12 protein-coding genes are annotated in these 16,277 nt (G+C 51.4%); 10 read left to right on the top strand and 2 right to left on the bottom strand.

All coding sequences use genetic code 11. The annotated features are described in order from the left end of the window. Window positions 1-2: 2 nt before the first annotated feature. Window positions 3-1,172, bottom strand: a complete 1,170-nt coding sequence (locus tag WN53_RS13780; RefSeq protein ID WP_024483682.1) for an EmrA/EmrK family multidrug efflux transporter periplasmic adaptor subunit — start codon at window positions 1,170-1,172, stop codon at window positions 3-5. 487 nt (window positions 1,173-1,659) lie between these two features. Here WN53_RS13780 and evgA point away from each other — a divergent pair, with 487 nt between their 5' ends. From evgA to WN53_RS13810, 6 genes are all read left to right on the top strand, one after another. Then, complete coding sequence (gene evgA, locus WN53_RS13785; protein ID WP_024483683.1) at window positions 1,660-2,274, top strand: acid-sensing system DNA-binding response regulator EvgA; 615 nt, start codon at window positions 1,660-1,662, stop codon at window positions 2,272-2,274. A gap of 4 nt (window positions 2,275-2,278) precedes the next feature. Further along, entirely contained in the window at window positions 2,279-5,875 is a 3,597-nt protein-coding gene (locus WN53_RS13790) for a response regulator (protein ID WP_024483684.1), read from the top strand. Window positions 5,876-6,111: 236 nt separating this feature from the next. Continuing rightward, on the top strand, window positions 6,112-7,512 hold the full coding sequence (gad, locus tag WN53_RS13795; RefSeq protein WP_024483685.1) for a glutamate decarboxylase: 1,401 nt from the start codon (window positions 6,112-6,114) through the stop codon (window positions 7,510-7,512). A gap of 102 nt (window positions 7,513-7,614) precedes the next feature. After that, complete coding sequence (gene gadC / locus WN53_RS13800) at window positions 7,615-9,153, top strand: glutamate/gamma-aminobutyrate antiporter (RefSeq protein ID WP_024483686.1); 1,539 nt, start codon at window positions 7,615-7,617, stop codon at window positions 9,151-9,153. Between the two features lie 368 nt (window positions 9,154-9,521). Beyond that, window positions 9,522-10,664 carry an IS481 family transposase gene (locus WN53_RS13805; protein ID WP_046808082.1) on the top strand — a complete coding sequence of 381 codons (1,143 nt, stop codon included), beginning with the start codon at window positions 9,522-9,524 and terminating at the stop codon, window positions 10,662-10,664. 184 nt (window positions 10,665-10,848) lie between these two features. Continuing rightward, complete coding sequence (locus WN53_RS13810) at window positions 10,849-11,970, top strand: ribosomal protein uL16 3-hydroxylase (protein ID WP_024486254.1); 1,122 nt, start codon at window positions 10,849-10,851, stop codon at window positions 11,968-11,970. A gap of 95 nt (window positions 11,971-12,065) precedes the next feature. Here the strand turns inward: WN53_RS13810 and WN53_RS13815 are convergent, their stop codons facing one another. After that, a complete protein-coding gene (locus WN53_RS13815; protein WP_235167037.1) occupies window positions 12,066-12,725 on the bottom strand; it encodes a winged helix-turn-helix transcriptional regulator in 660 nt (219 codons plus the stop codon). 347 nt (window positions 12,726-13,072) lie between these two features. Between WN53_RS13815 and WN53_RS13820 the strand changes: the two genes are divergently transcribed. The 4 genes from WN53_RS13820 (at window position 13,073) to WN53_RS13835 (ending at window position 16,216) form a co-directional block, all read left to right on the top strand. Further along, window positions 13,073-13,765, top strand: a complete 693-nt coding sequence (locus WN53_RS13820; protein ID WP_024486252.1) for a helix-turn-helix transcriptional regulator — start codon at window positions 13,073-13,075, stop codon at window positions 13,763-13,765. Window positions 13,766-13,809: 44 nt separating this feature from the next. Then, complete coding sequence (locus tag WN53_RS13825; protein ID WP_024486251.1) at window positions 13,810-14,442, top strand: winged helix-turn-helix transcriptional regulator; 633 nt, start codon at window positions 13,810-13,812, stop codon at window positions 14,440-14,442. 494 nt (window positions 14,443-14,936) lie between these two features. After that, on the top strand, window positions 14,937-15,452 hold the full coding sequence (locus WN53_RS13830) for a fimbrial protein (RefSeq protein ID WP_024486250.1): 516 nt from the start codon (window positions 14,937-14,939) through the stop codon (window positions 15,450-15,452). 86 nt (window positions 15,453-15,538) lie between these two features. Continuing rightward, window positions 15,539-16,216 (top strand): fimbrial biogenesis chaperone, encoded by a 678-nt coding sequence (locus WN53_RS13835; RefSeq protein ID WP_024486249.1) that lies wholly within the window; start codon window positions 15,539-15,541, stop codon window positions 16,214-16,216. The last annotated feature ends 61 nt before the right edge of the window (window positions 16,217-16,277 follow it).

The following is a 16,277-nucleotide window of genomic DNA, read 5'->3' on the forward strand; positions in this document are numbered from 1 at the left end:
AATCACATCGCATTGGCTTTGATGATGTCTTGGATTTCCCCGTCGATACTGGAGGTATCGAGCACCAGCGCCTGGCTTTGGTAAGCCGGTTTCAGGCGTTGGGTGGTAGATAGGGCCGGGCCGTTGGTGTTGTTTTCGCGCAAGGTCACCGTGGTGGATAAGCCAATTCGCAGTGGGTATGCCTTGAGCTGTTCCGCATCCAGGGTAATACGCACCGGCAGGCGTTGAACCACTTTGATCCAGTTACCGGTGGCATTCTGCGCGGGCAGCACCGAGAACGCGCCGCCGGTCCCCATATTGATCCCTTCAACCACGCCGTCGAACACCACGTTGCTGCCATACAGATCGCTCACCACGCTCACCTTTTGCCCAATGCGCACGCCGCTGAGCTGGGTTTCCTTGAAGTTGGCGTCAATCCACAGCTGATCGGCCGGGACGATGGATAATAAGGCCTGGCCAGCACTGAGCGTTTCACCCACCTGCACATTGCGTTGAGCAACATAGCCGGTCACCGGGCTGCGAATTTTGGTGCGTTGAAGCGCGAGCCAGGCTTCGCGCATTTGTTCTGCCGCCAACAGGATGGCCGGCTGCTGTTCAAGCGTGGAATTCTGGATCAGGATACGATTGCTGCGATATTGCTCGATAGCAACGTCCAGCGCTGCTTTGCTGCTGCTAACGGCATTACGCGCATGTTGCAGGTCTTCTTTTGAAAAAGCCCCCGCACCCATCAATTGGGTACGGCGTTGATAATCGGCCTGTGCTTGCTGGTAAGCGATTTTAGCCTGGGCAATATTGGCGTTATATTGTGCGTCGTTGACATAGATCTGTTTGGTTTTTCTCACCGTTTCCGCCAGCTTATTTTTGACTTTTTTAAAGTTGAGGTTGGCATCGGTATCATCTAAATTGACCAAGACATCCCCTTGCTGGACTAAATCGGTATTGGTGTAATTCACGCTGACCACGCTGCCGTTAACCTGCGAAGAAATAGTGACCTGATTGCCCATTACATAGGCATCATCGGTGCTTTGCACATTGCGCGAATTGAAATACCACCAGGTTGCACTGGCCATGGCCGCAATAATAATCACCATTAGAAAAATGAGCAGCCACTGCTTTCTTTTTTCTAATGGTGTTTTCACCTGATTACTGTCTGACTGTGGTGGTTGTGGCATGGCAAAACCCTTGCTTGTCTGTTTTATGAGCAATAGCAAACCATTACGCTGCTGTGGGCAATAAGCTCAGCGCGTAATTTATTCATTGAATGGCTTGGTTAATCACCTTCAGCTTAAAGCGGCATAGGCCTATGGGAACAAACGCTGAAAGTTCGTAGTGATTATAAAAGCAGGCGTTGCCGTAACACAGCAGAGACATCGGAAATCATTGCAGGCAGCGTCCTACACGTGAAGTCCATCCTACAACTACAGGTACAGGGGAAGGGGAGTGAATATGCCACAGATTGACTTCGGCTCCGTACAGCCCCCTCTCCCTTTTGGAGAGGGTTAGGGGACAACAGCGAATTAGAACTATAAACAGGGTTATGCTATAAGCTCGTAGATAGCTTGAAATCCTTAAGATATTTCGTAAGCGAAGAAACATCGTTGACCAACGCTGCCCGTATTTTTATATGACCAGGAAACGACAATGAGTGAAACCAAGTCTTTGAGCGCCGTAATTGTTGACGACCATCCTCTGGCTCGTATGGCAATCAAGAACCTGCTGGAAAGTGAAGGTATTAGCGTCATTGGCGAGGCGGGGGACGGGGCAGAGGCGCTGCTACAGGTGGCGCAGCAGCAGCCAGACGTGGTGATTGTCGACGTCGATATTCCCATCATGAGCGGCATTGAGGTGGTTGAAAAGCTCAGAAAGCAGCAGTTCAGCCAAATCATTATCGTGGTTTCCGCCAAAAACGATCTGTTCTACGGTAAGCGTAGCGCGGATGCCGGGGCCAATGCGTTTATCAGTAAAAAAGAGGGCATGACCAATATCATCGCCGCGGTGCATGCTGCCCAGAATGGCTACAGCTATTTTCCTTTCTCACTGAACGGTTTTGTCGGCAGTCTTTCTTCGGAACAGGAAATGCTGCTGTCGCTCTCCAGTCAGGAGATCAAGGTGATGCGTTCCCTCCTCAGCGGTGCAGATAATATGCAGATTGCGGCGGCGATGTTTATCAGCAATAAAACGGTTAGCACCTATAAAAGCCGTTTAATGGAGAAGCTTGGCTGTAGCTCGTTAGCCGATCTATTTGCTTTCGCCAACCGTAATAAAATTGGGTGAGTGCATGCTAAAACGGGTATTGGGGTTTTGGCTGGTTTTACTGTGTCTGATGCTGCCTGCACAGGCAGTGATCAACGGGCCGATCACGTTAGCGCTGGTGAGTAACCACCTGGTCACGCCTCCGGCCGTCTACTTAGGCCACGACGACTTTATCTGGCTGGCACAAAAGCGCAGTCTTACCGTCGCGGTGTATGGTATTGAATCCCAACCGTTGACTATGAATAGCGTCACCGGACGCTATTGGGGGATGAATGCGGATTATCTGGTGTTGCTGGGAAAGGCGCTGAATATCAATGTAAACGTCAAACTCTACGCCGATGAGCAACAGGCATTGGCGGCACTGCTTGCGGGCCGCGTCGATCTTGTTCTCACTACTCCCGGTAGGATTAGCCCGCAAAAGGCTCCCTTTATTGCCAGCTTGCCGCTGGTGCAAGGCTATCCAACCCTGGTGACGCGGCTTGCCGAGGTGATGAAGCCGTTTCACGATAATAGCGATAAGCTCAAGATAGCGATCACCCGGGATTATCCCCCAGAATCATTTATTAAACAGGCATTTCCTAACGCCAGCGTCGTTTCTTTTGCCGATGAATATCAGGCGTTGGCCTCGGTTGCCAGCCATCAGAGTGACTACTTTCTCGGCAATAACCTCACCACCAGTTTTATTATCGCGCGCGATTTCTACCAGACGTTGGGAATGGTGAAGTTCTGGCGAGCACCGCAAAGTGGCGACGTGCTTATTGCGCTCGATAGTCAGCGGCAATTGGTCAACATTGTCGACAGATTTATCAGTTCACTGACCGAACCTCAGCACAGCCAGATTGCTCAGTCCTGGATTGATATGGGTAACCTCACCTTTTTAACCAGGGACCTGGCTTTTACCCCCCAGGAAACTCGCTGGCTGGAAAAAAACCGCAAATTGCGCATAGTGATTAATCCCTATTACGCCCCGTTCAGCATGGTGGATGAAAACCAGGAAATACGCGGGATAGTTGGCGATATCCTTAACCTGATCCAGCTGCAAACCGGTTTGACCTTTGAACCGGTGATTGCCAATTCCAATGAAGAGATGGCCAGCATTATACGTAGTGGCAATTGGGATATCCTGTCCTCGGCCACGTACAGCCCAGAGCGGGAAGAACAGGCGGCCTTCACTCATCCGTTTTTGGCGACTCCTTTTGTGATCGTCACCCGCGTTGCAGTCAAGCAGACGGAAACGATGAAGCCTGGCATGAAAGTCGCTATTCCGGCCTACCATACGTTATCGGAAAAACTGAAAACCAAATATCCGGGTGTGCAATGGGTTGAGGTAGAGAACACCGGCGCGGCGCTGAGCATGCTGGATCGGAGGGAAATTGACGCGGTGGTGTCCACACAGCTCGCCTCGCGCTACATCATCGATCACTATTATCCCAATCGGCTGAGCTATTTCCGTATCCCCGACGAGCGCACCGCCCAGATCGCCTTTGTCATTCCACGTGGCTCGCAAGAATTACAAAGCATTCTGAATAAGGCCATCGACGATATTCCCCCCAAAGAACTGATGAATTTGGCCGGGAAGTGGGTAAAAACCCCCGAAGTGAAAATTGACACCTGGAACCTCTATAACCGGCCTTTTTACCTGGTGATCGTTCTGGCTACGCTGCTGGTTGTCAGCAGCTTGCTGTGGGGAGCCTATCTGCTGCGGGCCATCCGTAAAAGCAAAGAGGCACAGGCTGCGCTGGAGTATCAGCTCGGCTTCCGCCAGACCTTATTCAACTCGATCCCCGTGCCGGTGTACGTGATCTCGTTGGAAGGCGAGCTTGAAAGCTACAACAGCGCCTTCGGGGCCTTCTTCATTCCCGAGTTACATGCCGCGATGCATCATTCATTGTTCGATCGCCGCCATCCGCTGGCAGACATTTTCGCAGCGCTTCAACCCGATATCCAGCAAGGGCTGCAAGTCAACCAGGTTATCCCTCATCAACTGGTGCTGAATAATGGCACGGAAGAGCGCCTGATCCTGCACTGGTTAACGCTGTGCCAACTGCCCGCCAACACGCCGCCAACGCTGATTTGCGGCTGGAAGGACATTACCGAATCCAGGCAACTGATGGGGGCGTTGCAGGTGGAGAAAGACAAGGCCATCGATGCCAATCGGGCCAAAAGCACTTTCCTTGCCACCATGAGCCATGAGATCCGTACGCCGGTGAGTGCGATCATGGGGTTCCTGGAGTTACTGACTACCCACAGCCAAAGTCCGGCAGCAGAGAAGGAATCTATTCAGTTGGCTTATTCCACCGCTCAGTCACTACTCGGCCTGATTGGCGATGTGCTGGATATGGAAAAAATTGAGTCTGGCAACTTTGAGCTGGCGCCAGAATGGGTAGATCTGGCCTCGTTGTTAGCTACGACGGTCAGTAGTTTTGAAGGGGGGGCCACGCTGAAAAACCTGCGGCTGTCGGTCGATTACCGCCTGGAAAAAACGCAGGCGCTGTGGCTCGATCCGCAGGCGGTGAAACAGGTGCTGGCCAATCTCCTCAGTAACGCCATCAAATTTACCGTTGAGGGTGGGATCGAAGTGATAGCGCAAACGCATGCGCAGGGCACCGATCAAACTCGCCTGACGCTGAGCGTGAAAGATAGTGGGGCGGGCATTAGCCCGCAGGAACAGCAACATCTGTTCAAGCCCTTTAGTCAGACCAAGTGGGGCAAGCAACAGACCGGATCGGGATTGGGTCTGACGATCTGCCGTGAGTTGGTTGAACGCATGGCCGGTACCATAGACATGGCCAGCCAGCCGGGCAGGGGTACCACCATGACGGTGACGCTCACCACCGCGGTTGCGGATCTGGAAAAGGTTACCGCCGTTTCATTCACACCTAAATCGCTCGTCAGTGGGCCTACAGCGCTGAGGATTGTGATTGCTGACGATCACCCCACCAACCGGCTGCTGCTGCGTCGTCAGTTGGCTACGCTTGGCTATCGGGTCGATGAGGCCATTGATGGTGTGGCAGCCCTGGCCTTGATTGAGGCCAATCCGTACGATCTGCTCATCACCGATCTCAACATGCCTAATATGGATGGCATAACGCTGACCCGTCGGGTGCGTGAATTCAATCAGGACATCATTATCTGGGGGCTAACCGCTAACGCACAGGCTGAAGAGAAAGAGCGCTGCCTGGCGATGGGCATGAACCTGTGCCTGTTCAAACCGGTAGATTTACCGCAGTTGGAAGCGGCGTTGCAAAGCGTGGCAGGACCTTCGCAGGCCGATCCACTCAGCGAGTTTATCGATATGGCTACGCTGCAGGCACTCAGCTTGGGTGACAACGCGCTGATGCGCCAGATGCTTGCGCAGTCGCGCCTGGAAAATGACCAAGATTTGCTGGCGGCGAGAAAGGCGCTCCAATCTCAGGACTGGCTAACTCTCCAAAGCCATTTACACCGCATTAATGGTACGGCTCAGCTGCTGGGGGCCACGTCACTACATCTGCTTAGTGAAAAACTGGAAAATGCGCTGGCGACACAACAGCATGAGGCGGTGATCGAAGAAGGCATGCGCGAGCTGGAACAGTTGCTGCAGGGGCTGAATGCAGCTATTGAGGCATTTTCCCGCCCTTAGGTATATTCATTCCCAGTAGGGGCGCGGCTTGCTGCGCCCCTTGATATAAGCCTACAACTGTAGTCCCGCACCTACAGTAATTACCAATCCCTCTCATATCTTCGAAACGATGCCTGTTCTAATATCCTTATCAAGTTTTGCGGCGAACGTAGCGTTCAAATAATAACGCTATTTATGCTGCCTGATATCGCGAATTTAATTCTTGATTAATAGGTCTCTCTTAAAAGGTTATTATTATGAACAAGGCAAATAACACTCCAACTTATAATGAAAATGATGATGTTTACGCGTCAGTAGATTTAGCGGGTGAATTACCTAAGTCAACCTTCCCCATTACCGAGCGTAATCCGCGTAACGTCTTTAATGCTATCCGCGATGAACTGATGTTGGACGGTAATTCCCGCCAAAACCTGGCGACGTTCTGCCAGACCTGGGTGGATGACGAAATTCGTGAACTGATGGATCTGTCTATCGACAAGAACATGATCGATAAAGATGAATATCCGCAAACTGCCGAAATTGAAGCCCGCTGCGTCAGAATGCTGGCCGACCTGTGGAATTCGCCAACGCCGGAAACCACCCTTGGCTGTTCAACCATCGGTTCCTCTGAAGCCGCCATGCTGGGTGGGCTGGCGCTGAAATGGCAGTGGCGCAAAAAGCGTGCCGAGCAGGGGTTGCCTAGCGATAAACCGAACCTGATTTGTGGCCCGGTACAGATCTGCTGGCACAAGTTTGCTCGTTACTTTGACGTAGAGCTGCGTGAAATCCCGCTGGAAGGCGATCGTCTGATCATGAACGCGGAAGAAGTGCTCAAGCGCGTTGACGAAAACACCATTGGTGTCGTGCCAACGCTGGGCGTGACGTTCACCTGCCAGTACGAGCCGGTGAAAGAGGTCAGTGATGCGCTGGATCGCCTGCAGCAGGAAACCGGCCTGGATATTCCGATGCACATCGATGGTGCCAGCGGCGCTTTCCTGGCTCCATTCTGCTCGCCAGAACTGGAGTGGGACTTCCGTCTGCCACGGGTGAAATCCATTAACTCATCCGGTCATAAATTTGGTTTGGCGCCGTTGGGTGCTGGCTGGGTGGTATGGCGTGAAGCGGCGGATTTGCCCGAAGAGCTGATTTTCAACGTCAACTATCTCGGTGGCAACATGCCAACCTTCGCGCTGAACTTCTCACGCCCCGGCGGCCAGATCGTGGCGCAGTATTACAACTTCCTGCGCCTTGGCCGCGAAGGCTACGCCAAAATCCACAGCGCTTGCTACGCCACGGCTCAGCATTTGGCGGCCGAGATTGGCAAGTTAGGGCCGTTTGAAATCCTGTTTGATGGTGACAGCGATAAAGGCATCCCGGCGCTGGCGTGGAAACTGAAAGATGGCGCGGCGATCGGTGGTTATACCCTTTACGATCTGGCGGAAAAACTGCGCGCTCGCGGTTGGCAGGTTCCGGCCTATTCGATGCCGACACACCGTGAAGATCTGGTTATTCAACGCATTCTGGTGCGCCACGGTGTGAGCTACGACCTCGGTTGCCTGCTGATCGAAGATATCAAAAGGGCGCTGGTTGAATTCGAGAATCACCCTGTCATCAACCCAGTGTCTGCGCAACAAGGCAGCGGGTTCAATCACGGCTAAGGCCAGGGCTTTATTATTTCGGGGCGGCGTTGATGCCAGCCCCGCTTTTTTCCCCACCAATATTCGCTGGGAAGAGTAACCTCTTCCTGCAGGAGAATCGTTATGGCGAGCACAGAAAAAAGCGCCGCTCCAAAACAATTAACGTTGTTAGGCTTCTTTGCTATTACCGCATCTATGGTGATGGCGGTTTATGAATATCCGACCTTTGCAACCTCGGGTTTTTCTCTGATCTTCTTCCTGCTGTTAGGCGGGTTCCTATGGTTCATTCCCGTCGGTCTATGCGCCGCTGAGATGGCGACGGTAAAAGGGTGGCAGGAAGGCGGGGTATTCACCTGGGTGTCTAAAACTCTGGGTGAAAAATGGGGCTTTGCCGCCATCTCCTTTGGCTATCTGCAAATTGCCATCGGTTTTATCCCTATGCTCTATTTTGTGCTGGGGGCGCTGTCTTATATCCTCAAGTGGCCTGAACTGAACGAAGACCCGATCGTTAAAACCGTCGCGGCATTGGTAATCTTGTGGGGTCTGGCGTTCACCCAGTTCGGTGGCACCAAAAACACCGCGCGCATTGCCAAGATTGGCTTCTTTGCCGGCATCCTGTTACCGGCGGCTGTCCTGGTGATCCTGTCCGTCAGCTATCTGCATTCTGGTGCGCCGCTGGCCATCGAAATGAACGCCTCTACCTTCTTCCCAGACTTTACCCAAATGGGGACGCTGGTGGTGTTCGTGGCGTTTATCCTGAGCTATATGGGCGTTGAAGCCTCGGCGACTCACGTCAACGAGATGAAAAACCCAGGCCGGGATTACCCGCTTGCCATGCTGTTGCTGATGGTTGCGGCCATTTGTTTAAGTTCTGTCGGCGGGCTTTCTATCGCAGCGGTGATCCCACGTGGTGAAATCAACCTTTCTGCAGGGGTGATGCAAACCTTCAGTGTGTTGATCTCGCACTTCGGTCCGCAGTTTGAATGGGCTGTTCGCGTCATTGCTGCACTGCTGCTGTTGGGCGTGTTGGCAGAAATCGCTGCCTGGATTGTTGGGCCGTCTCGCGGCATGCTGGTTACCGCACAACAAGGGATCTTGCCTGCTCGCTTTGCCAAAATGAACAAGAATGGGGTGCCGGTTGCACTGGTGATTTCTCAGTTGGTGATTACTTCGATTGCGTTGATTGTCCTGACCAACACCGGGGGCGGCAATAACATGTCCTTCCTGATTGCGCTGGCGTTGACCGTGGTGATCTACCTGTGCAGTTACTTCCTGCTGTTCCTGGGCTACATCAAACTGGTACGTAAACAGCCGGAAAACGAACGTGTCTTCAATATTCCGGGTGGCAACATGGTCAAGCTTGCCGTGGCTACGATTGGTTTGCTGACCTCTGCGGTTGCCTTTGTGGTCTCATTCTTCCCGCCTTCAGGTCTGGCCGGGGTAGAAGCCAACCATATGTACGTGACTATGCTGGTGGTGTGTTTCCTGGTGGTTGTGGCTATCCCGTTCATTATCTATGCGCTGCATGATAAACGCTTGAAGGCGACCAACCTCAAGCTGGTGCCTGTAAGCACGGATTCTGCGCCAGAAGGGCACTTCTTTATCCACCCGCGTGCACGCTCCGCGCACCATATTTTTGTCGATGACAAGCAAGTGCATTAATCGTTATTCGTTCAAGCACTGAATCACCAGGCAGGTTGCGGTGGGTAATAACCCACTTCAATCTGCTTTTTGCGTTTAAGGGGGGCGTAACATGCTGCAAATTGCTTCCTGTACCTGACTCTGACTCCGTATAGGGGGGAACAGAGGGCACCAGCTAACCATTGATTATCCCGATGGGCGCAGCATGCAGCGCCCCTACGGTTTGAGTCTGGCCGTTGATGTTACAGATCGCCTCCCATACTTGACTACAGCGCCGTAACGGCCCCCTCTCCCTTTGGGTGTACAGACCGGGGACATCATGAACACTTGTTCGGGGACATGGTAGACACTTACAACATAGGTATGAGTACTTCTGAGTGGAGCTGCTTATGCCGTGGAATGAGAGATCTGCCATGTCATTACGTACCGAGTTTGTGCTTTTCGCCTCGCAAGAAGGCGCTAATATCCGTGCGCTATGCCGTCAGTTCGGCATAGCGCCTGCTACCGCATACAAGTGGTTACATCGCTGGCAGTCTGATGGGCGGGCCGGTCTGAACGAACGTTCTCGAGTGCCACACCATTCCCCTTCCAGAACACCCGATATCGTTGTCCAACACCTCCGCGCTGCGCATCTGGCCCATCCGATGTGGGGGGCGCGCAAGCTCAAGCGGTGGCTTGAGATGCAGGGGCATACGTTACCTGCCGCCAGCACCGTGCATAACCTGATGCGCCGCCATGACCTGCTACCGGGTGGCCCATCACCAGCGCCCACTGTTGGACGCTTTGAACATGATGCACCGAACCAGCTCTGGCAGATGGACTTTAAAGGCCACTTCCCCTTCGCCGAAGGGCGTTGCCATCCGCTGACCCTGCTGGATGACCATTCACGCTTCTCGCTCTGTCTGGCGCACTGCCCAGACGAACGACGCGTCACCGTGCAGTCTCAGTTGGTAGCGGTGTTCGAACGTTATGGCTTGCCGGAGAGAATGACCATGGATAACGGTGCGCCCTGGGGCGACACGACGGGCAGTTGGACCGCACTGGAACTGTGGCTGATGCGTCAGGGTATCCGGGTGGGTCACTCGCGGCCTTATCATCCTCAGACTCAGGGTAAGCTGGAGCGCTTCCACCGCAGCCTGAAGGCAGAGCTCCTGCAGGGGCGGTGGTTTACCCATGCCGCGCAGTTGCAGGAGGTGTTCGACGCCTGGCTAGAAACCTACAACCTGGAACGCCCACATGAAGCCCTGTCAATGGCGGTACCGGCGTCCCGTTATCAGCCTTCATCGCGACAGTACAATGGTAATCCAGCGGCAGCCGAGTATGACGAGGGGGTCCTGGTCAGGAAAGTGGATGTCAGTGGAAAACTGAGTCTGAAAGGGATGGGCCTGAAAGTGGGCAAGGCCTTTATCGGTGAATATGTCGGACTGAAGGAAAGTGAGAGAGAGGGCTACTACGAGGTATGGTGGTACAGCACGAAAGTGGGGACGATCGACCTGAGAAATAGGTCGATCATCATGGGTAAAGGATGTTAAAAAGTGTTCACCATGTCCTTGAACACCTGTCTACCATGTCCCCGGTCTGTACATTGGGCGAGGGTTGGGGTGAGGGGCATTATTTTCGCCTGATTGAACGCCCAGTCATTGACCAATGACAAGGCGGCATGGGTGGCAGCCTCTTTATAATCAGGCCCGTTTGTCTTCTCACTGGTGTGGAACCATGGCTTATCAACTGAATCTTAACTGGCCCGAATTTTTAGAGAAATACTGGCAAAAACAACCTGTGGTATTAAAAAATGCCTTCCCGAACTTTGTCGATCCGATCACCCCGGACGAGTTGGCCGGTTTGGCGATGGAGGTTGAGGTAGACAGCCGTCTGGTCAGCCAAACCCATGGTCAATGGCAGGCCAGCCACGGGCCGTTCGAGCATTTTGATAACCTGGGGGAAACCGGCTGGTCGCTGCTGGCGCAGGCGGTTAACCACTGGCATGCCCCGTCAGCGGAGCTGGTCACCCCGTTCCGCGTGTTACCGGACTGGCGGCTGGACGATCTGATGATCTCTTTCTCTGTTCCTGGTGGCGGCGTAGGGCCGCATATCGATCAGTACGACGTATTTATCATCCAGGGCATGGGGAGCCGCCGCTGGCGAGTGGGTGACAAACTGCCGCTGAAGCAGTTTTGCCCGCATCCGGCGCTGCTGCATGTGGAACCTTTCGAGCCGATTATCGATGAAGATCTGGCGCCGGGCGATATCTTGTATATTCCGCCGGGCTTCCCGCACGACGGCTTTACCCACCAAACCGCGCTCAACTATTCCGTTGGCTTCCGTGGCCCTAACGGCAGGGATTTAATCAGCAGCTTCGCGGACTATGCGCTGGAAAACGATCTCGGGGGCGAGCATTACAGCGATCCTGATTTAACCTGCCGGGAACATCCAGGCCGGGTTGAAGAGTATGAGCTCGATCGCCTGCGTGGGATGATGACGGATCTGATTAATCAGCCGGAAGATTTTAAACAGTGGTTTGGCCGCTTCGTGACCACGCCACGCCACGAGTTGGATATCGCCCCAGCGCAACCACCTTACGAGCAGGATGAGGTTATCGAAGCGTTGATGGACGGTGCCGTCCTGACTCGCCTGAGTGGCTTAAGAGTGCTGGAGGTGGGGGGCAGCTTCTTTATCAACAGCGAACGCCTGGATACCGTCGAGCCTAACGCCGCCGATGCCCTATGCCGTTACACTATCGTCGGTAAGCAAGAGTTAGGTGAGGCGCTGCAAAACCCGGCGTTCGTTGCCGAGTTAACCGGCCTGGTTAATCAGGGTTATTGGTTCTTCGACGAGTAAGCGTATTGCCCATCGTGGCTTCCAGCAGAGTGTATCCTGGAAGCCGCGTTATCAACCTCCGCGTGCTTACGCTGGATCCGGTACTCACGATAAGATCAATATCTTGATGGGATATTATTTATTGCTTTAAGCAAGCCCTTATCCGTCACGATATAATTTCCGGTTTTCAACTGTGCCAGGATTTTCATAATACTGCTGCGTGAAAGAAAAGTACGGCTCTTAATATAGGAAACGATGCTGACGCTGTTTCTGATTTCTTCCGGTTCACCCATTAACTCAAAGAGTTGATAACAGATGATTTCATAGGACGAGAGTGACGAAATCTTGGTGCAATGGTCATAGACCCGGGTTGCCGTATAAATTAACAGGGTAGATAAACTTTGCCAGAGATCTTCTTTGGCAATGATTTTATTGGCCTCTTCAATGGAGATAACGCTGACCTCTGAGGACTCCTGGGTTCGAATATAGAGATAGTCAGCCTCTAGCAGTTGTGTGCTGATGCCAAAGAGGTAGGGCGCAGACTCTGAGTTCAACACCATGCCATCAATGTTGCGATACAGCGTCACGCTACCTTTGTGCAGCAGAAAACAGTGATGCTGCCCGCCTGCAATGTAGTTAAGTGATTGCCTGTTTTTTGTTTCAACCTTGTTGGCGTGTGGCGAGAGATGCCGCAAGAGTAGTTCGATTTCGGCCAAGGGCTTTTTATGTATCATATTACAATCGTATGTAATAGAAGGTTTTATTTCGTTGCTCACCTTGATTCCCTCCGTGGCGCGCGGTTAGCCACCAGCAATGTATAGCTAGTCTTTCAAAAGGGAGGATTATGCTAATTTTAATGGGTTTTAAAAGTTATTTAAGGGTGTAAAATTACACCGAGAAAAAGCTTGAATATCCTCGCGCTATCGTATCAGAATAATCCCAGTATTTTAATTTTTATGATGGGCTGTGTTTGCCTTATTAAAGCATATCGTATAAGCCCATTAGTCTATTCCTGCATGCAAATTGCAAGGGTCTTAATTCTGTTAACTGTTAGTGGTGAATCTGTTTTTTAGCTAAAAAAGATTTTTCCCTGACTGAATAGATTTGTTAAAGGATGTAAACATTGAACGTTGTCTTTGAGGATAGCTATACTTTGTATCGTATCGGTATGGAGTGGTTGCTGGCGGATTTATTTGGCCACAGTGAACAAGTCCATTTTAACGTACTGGATAGTGATTCTATTAAGCACGCCAACATCATCGTCAAGAATTTTTCTGCAGGTGAGCAATTTCTCTGCCAACCGATGATCAAAATGCGCCCACAAGGTTGCCTGCTGATTGGGATAGTTGAAGGAGAGACTGAAATAGCCTACGGACAACTCCCCTTATGCCAGTCAAATAGTGTTTTTATCAACCGTTCAGACTCTCGGGATAAAGTAGCGGATCTTGTTATGCAGGGTTGGTTGCGTAGCCTGCTAGAGACGCAAGCTCCGGCCAAGCTAAACTGCCAGGTTTGTAAGCACCAGACGCTAACAGTGCAGCAGGCTAGCTTCGCTACGCGTTTTTATCTGGGGGAAGAGACTCATGCTATCGCCAGAAAGATGAAGATCAGTACTAAAACGGTGAGTTCACATAAGTATCTCATCATGAAGAAGTTTAACGTTGGCACCGATCAAGACCTGCTGACCTTGCTCCACTTGCTAAAAAATCAGCTCATTATTCCCAACGTCTTCAAAGAATGCTTAAACCTTTGCCGAATTGAGTGTGCCAACGTTGTCGCTTGGTCGCCTTTTGCAGGTACGCGTAGAAGGTATTGATATGCTAAATTGAAAGCAGATCACCTTCTACGCTGACAGGTTTTATGAGTATAAAAGAACAACATGGCGATGATGACTTTGCTGCGACAGTCGAACTGTTCGAAAAGCTGTGCCCCCATGTCACCTTTGAGGTTGTCCTACCAGGAACCCGGCTTTACCTGTTTAAAGAGGGTGAGCCGTACTGTTATCTGATACGCAGCGGCATTTGCAAATTGCATCATGGGCCTGATGAAATTTTAATCAACGTCATGTATGTACCCAGCATCATTGGTGTGGGAGGGGCTTTGGCGGCCAACGCTGCACTGTTTTTACATCCACAGACGACCTCAGAGATAGCAACCGTTCCTACCCAGGAAATCAGGCAAATTATTGCTCGTGACAATTTATGGGAACAGCTGTCTAGGCATATTTACCGGGTTACCAACCGGTTCTTCATGTTGAGTAGCTACCTCAATGCCCCTACCGCGTACGAGATCCTCCGCTTTCAACTGTTGGAGTTGATGCACGAACCGGCTGAATTCAGAGAGAATATTTCTGCGGCACAGTATATTCAGCAAAAAACGCGCCTGTCCCGCAGCAGCATTATGAAAATCCTCTCGCAGCTTAAGCAAGGGGGATTTGTTAAGCTGGATAACGGTATCCTGAAAGAAATCTGCCATTTGCCGCTTAAGTATTAAAACAGCGGCCTATCTTCCTCGTTAAAACCTGTGCCAACCCAAACCTGGCGCAGGTTTATCTTTAATAACCTTCCCCAGAGCCTGTATGCCAGTAGTTAATTGAGAGCTATTATTATCTGCTTTTTATTGCCAACGGTAATATCATGATTTTTATCATTTAAAAGTTATCTGAAGGGGCGGTTTGGCGTTATTAAAAAAGAGAGTTAAGCGGTGTAAAATTACACCAACAAACATCTTGAGGATCTTGCCATTTTAAACGAGAATGTTCTTAGGTGATAACGAGTGAGGTTGTTAATAACTGCTCTATCCCCTGCGTCTGAATACAAAACCTTACTAAGAAAGAAGTTCCTTATTGGTTGGGTAATTTATATTACTAGTTACAAACCTAAACTGGCATGGAAATTCAGATATTAAAAATCTTATTATCTCTATTGGAGATGGTCACGATTTTGTTTTGTCCGGAGCCAAGTTTAATATACTCAAGGAAAATTGTTATGAAAAAGAATCTGATCGCTGTAGCTGTGCTGATTTCTTCTGCATTTTGTGTTTCTGCTAACGCAGCTGAAGGCCAGGTGAATTTCACTGGTTCACTCATTCCTACTGGTTGTACGGTAACTAACAGTCCGGCGAATCCATTGGAAGTATTCCTCGGTAATTTACCTGTAACTTCATTTGGTGCTGCTGGTACCACTTCTGCGGCAAAAGTAGTTGCTCTTAACGTTACTGCTTGCCCGGCAACAACCGCTAACGTGACGTTTGATGGTGCTTATGATAGTGGCAACCCTCAAGTACTGGCTCTGACTGCTGGTGGTGCAACAGGTGTAGGTATCCAACTGTTAGACAGTGCTGACAACGTAGTGACATTGGGTACTGCTTCTGAACCATACACTCTGACTGCTGGCGATAACACCCTGAACTTCAAAGCGCAGTATATCGCGACGGTTGCCTCTACTGCCATGACAGTGGGTGCAGCTAACGCTGTAGCTTTATTTAACATCAGCTACAACTAAGTTGTGGGGTGCCTTGTAGGTGCCAGATGATTATTTCGAGCCGGCGCTTGTTTGCCGGCTTTTCTTCTCTTTAATGGATCCTGACTATGAAATTTATTCCTACCACGCTGTTAGTCACCTTGCTGGCGACCGCCAGTGTGGCTCAGGCCGGTATAGTTGTAGGTGGCACGCGGCTGATTTATGACGGCGGCAAGAAGGAGTCTTCACTGAGCGTCAACAACCCGGACAAAACACCGTACCTGATCCAGAGCTGGATCGAGACCACTACCGGTGGCGCTGAGAAAGCCCCCTTTATGGTGACCCCTCCGCTATTCCGTCTGGACGGTGGCCAAGAGAACGTGCTGCGCGTAGTGCGTGCAGGCGGCAACCTGCCAAATGATAAGGAATCGCTGTATTGGATGAACATCAAGTCCATCCCGTCAGTAACTAAGGATACCAATCAGAACACGTTGCAGATTGCGGTCAAGACACGCATCAAGCTGATTTACCGCCCGGAAGGCCTGAAAGGCGTGCCGGAAGAACAGACCGAAAAATTGACCTGGCAGCGTAAAGGCAACAGCGTGCAGGTGACCAATCCGACACCGTTCTATATGAATTTTCAGCTGGTGAAGGTGGGCGGTAAGGAACTGAAAGAGGCGACCTATGTGGCCCCGATGGACACCGCAACCTTTGCACTGCCTGCCGGATCCAGCGGTGGCAGCGTGAGCTGGAAAATCATCAGCGACTACGGCGGCATTGGTAATGAACACACCAAGCCACTTTGAGTTTGATTGAGCCTGCCAAAGATCTAAAAACAGTAAGCGTTCTCACAGGCAGTGAGGATCA

The organism is Serratia fonticola (assembly GCF_001006005.1).
Classification (GTDB): Bacteria; Pseudomonadota; Gammaproteobacteria; order Enterobacterales; family Enterobacteriaceae; genus Chania; species Chania fonticola.

Excerpts from the sequence above, each read along its gene's own strand:
- WN53_RS13805 (WP_046808082.1), top strand. The coding sequence starts at position 9,522 with ATGCCGTGGAATGAGAGATCTGCCATGTCATTACGTACCGAGTTTGTG.
- WN53_RS13835 (WP_024486249.1), top strand. The coding sequence starts at position 15,539 with ATGAAATTTATTCCTACCACGCTGTTAGTCACCTTGCTGGCGACCGCC.
- WN53_RS13790 (WP_024483684.1), top strand. The coding sequence starts at position 2,279 with ATGCTAAAACGGGTATTGGGGTTTTGGCTGGTTTTACTGTGTCTGATG.
- gad (WP_024483685.1), top strand. The coding sequence starts at position 6,112 with ATGAACAAGGCAAATAACACTCCAACTTATAATGAAAATGATGATGTT.
- WN53_RS13810 (WP_024486254.1), top strand. The coding sequence starts at position 10,849 with ATGGCTTATCAACTGAATCTTAACTGGCCCGAATTTTTAGAGAAATAC.
- WN53_RS13780 (WP_024483682.1), bottom strand. The coding sequence starts at position 1,172 with ATGCCACAACCACCACAGTCAGACAGTAATCAGGTGAAAACACCATTA.
- WN53_RS13830 (WP_024486250.1), top strand. The coding sequence starts at position 14,937 with ATGAAAAAGAATCTGATCGCTGTAGCTGTGCTGATTTCTTCTGCATTT.
- WN53_RS13825 (WP_024486251.1), top strand. The coding sequence starts at position 13,810 with ATGAGTATAAAAGAACAACATGGCGATGATGACTTTGCTGCGACAGTC.
- gadC (WP_024483686.1), top strand. The coding sequence starts at position 7,615 with ATGGCGAGCACAGAAAAAAGCGCCGCTCCAAAACAATTAACGTTGTTA.